The organism is Aureimonas sp. ME7 (genome assembly GCF_903970965.1).
Taxonomy (GTDB): Bacteria; Pseudomonadota; Alphaproteobacteria; order Rhizobiales; family Rhizobiaceae; genus Aureimonas.
In genome coordinates this window covers 1-9892 of sequence record NZ_CAJCKW010000029.1, presented here as the reverse complement: position 1 = coordinate 9892, position 9892 = coordinate 1, and the positions used below count along the sequence as shown (strand labels likewise).

The window sequence follows — 9892 nt, the reverse complement described above, 5'->3', positions numbered from 1 at the left end:
TCATCTTATCCAGCGATGAGCACAAAACGCAGCTACAGAGCGCCGCCTTTCGATGTCCAGCCATCCGGTCGGTCCCAAAACGTCGAACGACAACAGGGTTCGACGTTTTGAAACAGCCTGGACCCTTCACTGCCGTACAGCCACCTCGCTGCACCGCCTCGAAGCAGACGTTGCTTGGCCTTACCCGAATGAGTACGTGGCCGGTTCGTGGCTACAGGGCGGAACTCAAGCAGGGATGACCGCCTGACAGGTCTGGATGGGACGGGGACGCTTCGTCGCATCTGCCCTACGCTTTGAATGGTCGCCACAGCTTAAGCAGCGGTCTAGCGCCGCTCCCAAGCCTCCGCCTCGAACATGGCCGCGGCCATCAGTTCGATCGTCACCGGCGAGTGGACGTGCCCCTGTGGCGTGCGGATCCAAAGATGCAGGCCATCCGCCTCTCGGTCGGGCTGCATGTCGACCACGTAGTTGATGGCATGGCGCATCGAGGACCAAACGGCTACCGTCTGCTCGGCATGCGTCGGACCGATATTCAAGGCTTTGGCATTGGGACGCTCGGTGCGGTGGCACCAGACGAGGATCGTGCGCTCGGCGATGTGGACACCGGCAACTCCATGCGTGTCGTCCTCGCATAGCGTGCCGTGCAACAATCCCACGCCGACCTTGTTGCAGTCTAACTTGCGTTCTCTGCGCCCACCACTATTCCAGCGAGGACACCCATGGTCGAGTTGCAGACCGCCTACCGCTCACCAAACGGCGACGATTGGCTGGTCGAGCGCGATGGGAAGGGAACGGTCGCGGCCGTTGTTCACCAAGCCAATCTGCGGTACGCGGACGCAAATGTTGGTGGACGAGTTCCTTGCACGGGGCGGTGGGGGACAGGAGGTTGCTGCGGTTCGAGGTGCGCTCTAAGGGTGACGGGGCCGGCCGTCATCTGAAAGCGCCACTGGACCGACCATACGCTAGCGTCGCTGGTTCTCGACGTAAGGCTGCACGACAAGCCCACCGGAAGCGTGTGACGCTGGGACGCTCGATGAGCTAACCGCTTATCTACCTGGAACCATCCTGATCCACGCCCGTCCTTCTTCCATACGGAACGGAGGACATCCCCATGTCGAACACCATCAACCAACCTAGCCAGGATCTGCCCGAGCCCGTGCTGCCGGGACAGGACAACGATGCGATCGGTCGCCCCGACGGCGGTCCGGGCATCGGCAACGATCTACCGACCAAGCCGGTCGAGACGAACCCGGCGGGAGAGCCTGACCCAACGCGGCCGGGCCCTGCGGTCCCCGGAATTCCCGGCGGCATCTGACAGCCGTTGATAGGGATGGGAGCGTCGTCGCAGCCCCGTGGGCACGACGCTCCACCAGTTCGAGGGAGGCTTGCATGCGACCGAAGACAGTTGCGAAGAAGACGACGCGCTACGTGCTTCTGGCCGCGTCGCTCGTGCTCCTGTTCGGGCTTGGCTTTCTGTTCATGCAGGATGCCGGACGTGGGCGGGAAGCGCGACAGATGGAGACGATCCAGAACGCGCAGGAGCGGGTTCAGGGCGTGACGCCGACGCCGGTGCCGGCCACACCAGCCGAGCGGCCGTAGGGCGGTCGCTCTACGGCTGCTCCCATCTGACAGCCTGAGCCTTACGCTCCGATACGCGGTCCGGGATTGGCAACACCTTGCGGCCTACCTTCCATGTATTTCTGGGAACGCTACCGACCTGACGGTAGGACCATTTTGATGCGCTCGGCCAGTTGGCGCAGAGAGACTTCGGACTTGGACAGGACCTGGTCGGCTGCCGCGTTCAGCGCATGGCGCTCGTCGGCACTGAGGTCTTTTGACGATAGGACGACGACCGGAATGTCGGCCCGGACCGGATCGGCTCGCAGTTCGGTCAGAAAGTCGAACCCGTCCATCACGGGCATGTTGAGGTCGAGCAGGATCAGGTCGGGGCGGCGCTCGTCAACGCGTTGGAGACCGAGCCGGCCGTTCGTCGCGGACGCGAACTCGAAGCCCTGCCGTTGTAGCATCACCGCATACCGTGCCAGCGTATCCTCGTCGTCGTCGATGGCAAGGACCAGGCCGCCCGACGCCGCGCGGAAGCGATCCATGACCTCCTTCAAGCGCTCCCACTCGACCGGCTTCACGAGATAGTCCGACGCGCCGAGCGCGTAGCCGATGCGCTTTTCGTCGAGGCTCGATACCATGACGACGGGAACGCCCGACAGACGCGCATCCTCCTTCAACTCGGCCAGCACCGACCATCCATCCTTCTTGGGCATGGTAACGTCGAGAAGGATGACATCCGGCACGAGCGCGCGGGCCATCTCCAGTCCGGCGACACCGTCGGACGCCGTGCGGACCGTGAACCCTTCCTTGGTCAGGAAGCGCGTGACGAGGTCGCGGGCGTGCGGATCGTCGTCGATCGCCAGCACCGTCCCTGACGGACCGGCGACCGCAGCGTCGCCGCCCGTCGGGATCGCGGCCTCTCCAATCGTCTCCTCCACGACGGCCGGGATACGGATCGTGAAGGTCGTCCCGACGCCCTCCTCGCTCGCGACGCCGATGTCGCCACCGAGCAGGCGGCAGAAGGCGCGGGTAATGGCAAGCCCGAGACCCGTGCCGCCGAACTTGCGGGTCGTCGTCTCGTCGGCTTGCGCGAAACGCTCGAACAAGCGCTCGACCTGCTCGGGCGTCATGCCGATGCCGCTGTCGGTCACCGACAGGGTGATCCAGTCCCGCGAGGCTACGGTCGTGCGCTCGGCCGCCAGCGTGATGACCCCAGTTTCCGTGAACTTCGAGGCGTTCGACAGGAGGTTCAGCAGGCACTGGCGGATCTTGACTTGATCGCTATGCATCTCGCCGAGCCGGCCGTCCTGCTCGATCGCGAGGGTGTTGTTCTTCTTGGTGATGAGCGAGCCGACGGTGGATCCCACCTCCTCTAGGACGGTCGCGAGGTTGAAGGTCTCGGCGAACAGGTCCATCCGCTCAGCCTCGATCTTCGAGAGGTCGAGAACATCGTTGATGAGGCTGAGGAGATGGCGAGCGTTGCCTTCGATCTTTTTTAGGTCGGGCAGAAGGTGGGTCTGACCTAGGTCTTCGACCTCCTCCTCCAGCATCTCGGCATAGCCGATCACCGCCGATAGCGGCGTGCGCAGTTCGTGGCTCATGTTGGCGATGAACTGCGACTTCGCCCGGTTGGCGTTCTCGGCAACCTCCTTTGCCGCCAGGAACTCCTCCTCCAGCGCACGCTGCTTGGTGACGTCAGTGTTCGTGCCGAACCATCGGACGACCTCGCCGCTTGCGTCGCGGATTGGCACGGCCTGTGTCAGGAACCAGCGGAACGTGCCGTTGGCGGCGCGCAGCGGGAACGTGTCCTCCCACGGCTCGCCGGTCGCCACCGCAGACCGGTAGCCTTCATCGACCCGCTCCGCGTGCTCGGGCTCGATGACGTTCGACCAGCCGTCTAGCGCCATGCTGTCGGCGTCGGTCCCGGTGTAGTCGAACCATCGGCGATTGTGCCAAACGATGGCACCCGTCGGCTCGGCCATCCAGGCGAGCTGGGGGATGTTGTCGCCGATCGCCGCCAACTGCGCGCTCGCCTCGCCGAGCGCTGCCATCGTGCGCTGCTGTTCTGTGGTCTCGAGTACGAAGACCCCGACCCCGCCCTTCGCCTTACCACTTCCCCTGGTCGGAAACGCCGACACGACCGCCCGACGCTCGCCCGCCTCGCCGAAGGTGAACGCCCTCTCGTTCAGGCTCCCGCCCGTCGCCAGAACCCGGTCGAGGACGGGCAGCAGCCAGTCCTTCGCGGTCGTCGTGCCCGTGGCGGACACGACGGTGGCGAACTCGGCGTTGGCACGGCGCAGATGGCGATCGGCATCGAAGAAGGCGACGCCGACGGGGGCGACCTCCATCACGTCGGTCAGAAGGTCGGCACCGGCCTGGACCTGCTCCTGCCGGCGCCATGCCAGAAGCGCGAGGTAGCCCGCCGCGCCGAGGGCCGGAAGCAGGAGGGCAAGCTGGCTCCATCCGAGCAGGCGGCCGACCCGCATGTTGTTCTCGATCACGGCGTTCGAGCCCGCGGTCAACTCGCGCGTCGCTGACCGCAGCTCGGCCATGATCTCGCGTCCGACGCCGCTCGCGACAAGGGCGGATGCGGCGTCGAAACCCTCCTGCGAGCGCGCCTCGACGACGGACTGGACGAAGGTCATCTGCTGCTGGGCAAGGTCGGAGACGACCTCGACCTCCTCGCCGTCGACCCGTGCCGAGGCGAGGGTCTGGGTCACGGCGTCGAGCGCGGACGGCAGGGCCTCGGACGCTTGGCGGTAAGGGTCGAGGAACGCGTCGGTGCCGGTGAGGACGAAGCCCCGCATGCTGCTTTGGGCGGTAGTCACGGTGTAGAGGAGTTCGGCGAGCGCTCCGTTCAGGCGTCCCTGCGCTTGGCTCGACACCGTTCGGGACTGGCTGGCCCAGACCGTCCAGGCCAGGGCGACCGCCGTGAGCGCCAGCACGATGGCGGACACGACGAACCACGTCGGTCGAGCCTGTCGCACGGGCCTCGTGCCGGGGGATGCGGTCCCGATCGTCGCGGTCGTCATTTTGGGAGTCCTTGCGATCGGGGTCGTCGATGAGGTTCGTGCGCGTCCTTGTGCGCCGCCCCTATCGTTCCGTTGTTTCGGTGATAGCCAGCGCGGCTGGTGCGGGTGTTTCGTCGGCGTCGACGGCCGACCAACGAAGCGCGACATCCTGACCGTCCGCCCGCTCGACGTGAACCCCCGCGCCCCGGAACGCGCGCTCAATTCGTGCCAGATCGAAGGACCGGATGGGCCGACCGCGCTCCGCGTCAAATACCGCCTTGACCGTGACTCCCGACATCCGCGCGAGTTTGGGAATGGACCAATTCAGGTAGGCGCGAGCGGCACGGCACGCACCCGCCGAAAGCAACCGCCCAGTCACTTCTGCACGGTGGTCCCATCAATCGGCGAATCACCCAACTTTCGCTCGATGCGAACGGTCTCCTGATCGAAACCGTCCATCCAAAGGTTCCACTCCTCGGTCTGCACATCGTGGGGATTGGAGGAGCGTCTCTCTCCGGTTCTTGCAGCTTGTGCTCCCGCGGCCGAGACGTCGCTTGCCATCGTCATCTCCAATTGCTCGTCGATCCGCTGGGACGGCCGATGTGGCCGCCCCCTCGTCGAAACGCGTTTCAAACCTGGCGGCGCGTCGGGACAATGCGGTCGGCGAAGACCGGGTGGACGACTCCGGAGCGACCGCCAAGCCAGCCAGCGATCGCGCCGAGGACCAGCGCCACGAACGCAAGGAACGCGCCCGTCGACACGACCGATGCGGCCGTATCGGCGGCTTGCGTCGCGGTCTGCTTGGCGCTCTCGATCGCCGCGTTGGTGCGCTGCTCGATCTCACGAACTTGTGCAAGCGCCTGCTCCTGGGGAATGCCGCGCGCCTGCGCCAGGGCCTGCGCTGCCTGGTTGCGGGCCTCGTCGGTTCCCGCCTGACCACCGACCACAAGGGCGCGTACGGCATTCACGGCATTGGCCTGGAGCGCCTCGGGGTCGGTCCCAGTAGCACGCACCTCACCCTCGATCGCGTCGAGCGGGTTGGAGTTAGCGACGATCGGAGCGGCGGTCTGCGCGACCGTCTGGCCGATGCCACCCAATGCCCCCGCCACGCCGCTGAACGCACCGCCCACGATGCCGCCGACGGTCGAGGTCAGGAAGTAGAGGACGAGGAGCGTCGTGAAGGCCCAGGTCGTCAGACCGTGTAAGGCACCCGTCGTCGGCGCCGTCTTTCCCGACATCCGCGCCGCGATGTACCCACCGACATAGGCTGCCACGATGCCCGACAGGACGTACCAGATGCCGGCCCCGATCGAGAAGGTCGAGGCGGCCGGGTTGTCGGCGGCGCCAGCGCCTGGATCCAGCGTTGCGATGCCGATACCGACCCCCAGCATTGTGAGAAGCACCTGCACCACGAGGCCGACGACGACGCCCGCGAAGATCGCCCCCCAGGACACCTTGTTGATCAGGATGGTGTGCGCGTCGTCGGTGACCGTCGGGAGGACAGCGGAACCGTGCACAGATGTGGGGACCGTATCGACGCGTTCGGTGCCGGGTCGGGTGAAGTCGCTCATGGGAGGCCTTTCTTTGGCGATCGGAGCGGAGGGCGCCATGGCCGTGTCCGCTGTCCCGAACGGGACGAACTGCACGATCCAATCTGGCCTCCGGTGCCGATCCCAACAGACAAGAACAAACCAATTCGACTAGCTACTTTTGACCTTTCTTGCTGGTTCGCGTTACCTTCCGCCCGGTGAGACCGCGCTCCCGGGCCCAGACAACGGCCGCGCTACGTCGACCTACCCGGATCTTGCGGTAGAGCGACCCCAAGTGGTTGCGCACCGTATGTCGGGAGATCACAAGCGTCCCTGCGATCTCGGCATCGGTCATGCCCTCGCAGATCAGCTCGAGAACGGCCCGCTCGCGCTCCGACAGGGCATCGAGTTCGGCGCTTGGCGGACCGTCGCTGCCCTGGCGCACCATCACCAGGCGTTCCACGATCTTCCGACTGAACCAAGTCGTATCAGCCATCACGGCGTCGATCGCCTCGACCAACTCGCCCTCGGTCCGCTTCAACTCGGTGACGTCGGAGACGACCGACAAAAGACAGGCGACGTCGTCGATCTCGATGCGCTCGGCCGACAGAAGGCAGTCCGCAACTGATCCGTCCGCGCGCCGCAGCGAGAGCGGAAAAGCCCGGACGGACCCCACTTCGGTCATCCGCGTCTCGAACGCTGTCCTGGCCCCAGCGTCGGTCCAGAGGTCGAGGTCGGGGGCGGCCCGCCCGATCAGGCGTTCGGGTCCGTAGCCTGTCAGTTCCTCGAAAGCCGCGTTGACCTCGACGTAGCGGAAGCCGTCGAGGCGGCTGATGGCAAAGGCGACCGGTGACAGCTTGAACGCCTTCGAGAACCGCTCCTCGCTCTGCCGCAACGCCTTCTCGGCGCGCCGACGCGGCTCGAGGTCGGCGAAGGTGAACAGGATGCAGGGCTCGTCCGACAGCTCGATCGGCTGGCCGGCGACGATCACGCACTTCGTGGAACCGTCGGGCAGCGTCAGGTCCGCTTCGGTCTGGGGAATGGTGCGCCCCTCCTGCAACCGCTCCAGAGCGGTGTCGCGGCCACGCGAGCCAGCCAGGACGTCGAACTCGTCGGTTGTGCGTCCGATGACGTCGTCCTGCGAGAAGCCCGTCATGTCGAGGAAGCCGCGGTTCACGCGAACGAAGCGCCGGTCGGCGACACGGCAGATGAGGGCTGGAGCCGGGTTGGCGTTGAAGGCGCTCTCGAACCGGTCTTCGGCATCGTAGCGGGCGGTCTCATCCTCGACGACCAGAACGACGAAGTCCTCCGCGTCGCCGTTGACCTCGATCCTCTGGAACCGCAGGGCGTGCGTGCGGGTGTCGTCACCTTGACCCTCGAGGTGGACCTCGACGACGATGCGTTCGGCCCGCGGCTGCCTTGCGGCCCCCTCGACCGACAGGGCGGCGTCCGAAAGCGGATGCTTGTTGCGGTAGGCAAGGCGAAAGCGCCGACGGTAGTCGTCGAGGTCGCATCCTAGATCCTCGATCCGTCGTGCTCCGTACATCGTCATGACGGCGTCGTTGGCCCAACGGATCCGCCCCGACAGGTCGAGAAGGATCACCCCATCGCGCAGACCGGCAATGAGCTGGTGCAAAAGGCGATCACCGTTGTCGATGCGCAAGCTGGGTCCCGTCATAGCGAGCCTTCCGGCAGTTCGTCATCGTCAGAAATCTAGTGAGCGAAGCTGAACTGTCATGCGGAAACGCTTCAGCCGATCGCGTCCACCCAACGTCCCATGATCGATGGACCCACGTCCGGTTTGGACGAACGTTCGCCAAAAGCAGACAGACAGCTAACCACCCAGTCCAGTTACTGGAACTGCGGCCCGTAATGCCCGGAAGCATCCGTTCCGCAACAACCTTCGCTATGGATTAAATCATACGGCATGAGGTGACTGCTGACTTATAAGATCCCGATCAGGTTCATAGACCGAATAGGTCGCTTCCCATGCATCGCCAAGCTTCGCTACCGCCAGCGATCGCGAATGCGAAGTACGCGAATCCGCTGCTCGCCACGGTGATCATGGCGATCACGACGAGAGCGGCTTGATGCCAGCCTATCCGCGTTCGAAGGGCCTGGAACGACGGCGCGAAGAGATCTTCGATTTCCACGAACTCGGTCACGAGGCGACGCCTTTGTTCGTCGATCTCGCCCCGTATGGATCGCAACGTGAACCATTGGTTCACGCAGGACGCCAGAAGCAGCACGCAGAATAGCAACGCGCCCGCAAGAACCGCCGTATTGGAGAACGCCTCAAGCGTGCAGGATCGGACGGGTTTGAGCTGGGTCGCGACGACCACGGCCGCGACCGGCAGCCCCAGTAACTGCCCCTGGATGTCGGCGAAGGTTTTGTGGATTCGACCGACGTACTCGGATACGCTCTTGTCGACCTCCGTCCGGATCTTCGAGTAGGAGAAACTGGCCGCGAAGAGCCGATATCCGTCGACGACCTTTCGTGCCAGTTCCCCGACGTTCTGGACGAGACAACGGAAGCGCTCCTTCGTCGGACGACCGTCGACGAGACTGGTGACCGCGTCAGCCAAGATCGCCAACCTCTGATCGGCATGCACGTCGCCAGCCAGGGTCGTTGCAAGGAGATCGACCTCCTTCATGTCGAGACGAAGGACATCTTTCCACTCGTACGTGACCGGCAGGTCGATACGATGCTTGTCGAAGAAGACGATCCTAGCGTTCGGCCAGTCGCAGAAGAGGGCCGCTCGGCCCACCAGTTCAACGAACCGCAACATCGCGCGGTAACGCAGCATCGGCTCGCTTGGAGGCGTCGTTCCCCCGTGCGTGCCGTCGGACGTCAAATAGTATTCAGGGCGTTCCCTGACGCGAGATAGCGGGAAGCGCAACAAGGCATCCCAGTCCCTAGCGAGCGTGCCGAGGCGCCATTGAGGCGCACCGATGCGCATCCGAACGACCGATCCGATGGAGACCGTATCTATTGAAGCCAGTGGAACAATGTCTGACTCTAGAGCCGCCCGGTCGGACGTCTCGATGAGGCGAAGCGTATTGAGAAGGTTCCGATCGACGACCGTCACATCCGCATCGTCGCCCTCAATCCAGCGAGCGTTGCGATAGATATGGAGGAGTTCGCTCCAGCCGAGGCCGTTGCTAGTCACCTGGGACTTCCTCGATCAGGGCGTTCCTTAGATCGTTCGGGACCTCGTATAGCGTGATGGCGTTGGTCTCGAGGTGGAAGCTCACCTTGCCTTCATGCAGCGCCTTTCGTTCGAACTCGACCGACCAGTTCCGGGTTTTCTTTTTGAAGTTGGCCAGACCCTTCAAGGACCGTCGATCTGCCACGAAACCGTCGCTTAGCGAACGCCCAGGATCGGCCAAGATGTTCAGAAGTGCGCCCGGATCCTCCGGATGCAGCTCGTTCGCGAGCGTCGTGAAGTCGAGAGCCTTATTGACACGAGCATCTCGATCGCAGATCTCGAGTGCGCGATCCAGGAACGCGCGCCTCTCCTCGCGATCGAGTTCGCGGGTCTCGGTGAACGCCTTCAGCGCCTCGACGAGGTTGCGCGTTTCGACCACACTCTCGATCGTGGTGTCGCAACCGAGGAACTCGCGAAAGTATTCCGCGACCTGACCTTTGCCCTTCAAGAAACTTGGTCTGCCCCCTGAAAAGTGGTCCTCCCTGAAGTAGGCTTTCGAGCTGATGGAGGACACGAGAATGGGACAGAAGAAGCACAAGCCGGAAGAGATCGTCGCCAAACTTCGGCAGGTGGACGT

At 64.3% G+C, this 9892-nt stretch carries 9 protein-coding genes; 2 read left to right on the top strand and 7 right to left on the bottom strand.

The genetic code is table 11. The annotated features are described in order from the left end of the window. Positions 1-323: 323 nt before the first annotated feature. The gene (locus tag H7A85_RS20320; RefSeq protein WP_182422363.1) at positions 324-656 is read right to left on the bottom strand and encodes a hypothetical protein; all 333 of its coding nucleotides are present in this window, start codon (positions 654-656) and stop codon (positions 324-326) included. A gap of 455 nt (positions 657-1111) precedes the next feature. Here H7A85_RS20320 and H7A85_RS20315 point away from each other — a divergent pair, with 455 nt between their 5' ends. Both H7A85_RS20315 and H7A85_RS20310 read left to right on the top strand, forming a co-directional pair. Next, positions 1112-1315 (top strand): hypothetical protein, encoded by a 204-nt coding sequence (locus tag H7A85_RS20315; protein WP_182422362.1) that lies wholly within the window; start codon positions 1112-1114, stop codon positions 1313-1315. A 74-nt stretch (positions 1316-1389) separates the two neighbouring features. After that, the gene (locus tag H7A85_RS20310) at positions 1390-1599 is read left to right on the top strand and encodes a hypothetical protein (protein WP_182422361.1); all 210 of its coding nucleotides are present in this window, start codon (positions 1390-1392) and stop codon (positions 1597-1599) included. Positions 1600-1709: 110 nt separating this feature from the next. On the opposite strand, the gene H7A85_RS20305 is transcribed toward H7A85_RS20310, so the two are convergent. The 6 genes from H7A85_RS20305 to H7A85_RS20280 all read right to left on the bottom strand — a co-directional run. After that, a complete protein-coding gene (locus tag H7A85_RS20305) occupies positions 1710-4598 on the bottom strand; it encodes a response regulator (protein WP_182422360.1) in 2889 nt (962 codons plus the stop codon). 354 nt (positions 4599-4952) lie between these two features. Then, positions 4953-5138 (bottom strand): hypothetical protein, encoded by a 186-nt coding sequence (locus tag H7A85_RS20300; protein ID WP_182422359.1) that lies wholly within the window; start codon positions 5136-5138, stop codon positions 4953-4955. 68 nt (positions 5139-5206) lie between these two features. Further along, positions 5207-6148 (bottom strand): PhnA-like protein, encoded by a 942-nt coding sequence (locus H7A85_RS20295; RefSeq protein ID WP_182422358.1) that lies wholly within the window; start codon positions 6146-6148, stop codon positions 5207-5209. Between the two features lie 133 nt (positions 6149-6281). Next, entirely contained in the window at positions 6282-7784 is a 1503-nt protein-coding gene (locus H7A85_RS20290; protein WP_182422357.1) for a PAS domain S-box protein, read from the bottom strand. A 286-nt stretch (positions 7785-8070) separates the two neighbouring features. Continuing rightward, complete coding sequence (locus H7A85_RS20285) at positions 8071-9276, bottom strand: hypothetical protein (RefSeq protein WP_182422356.1); 1206 nt, start codon at positions 9274-9276, stop codon at positions 8071-8073. After that, on the bottom strand, positions 9269-9892 hold a 624-nt coding region (locus H7A85_RS20280; protein WP_210270279.1), incomplete at its 5' end, for a nucleoid-associated protein. The genes H7A85_RS20285 and H7A85_RS20280, both read right to left, overlap by 8 nt.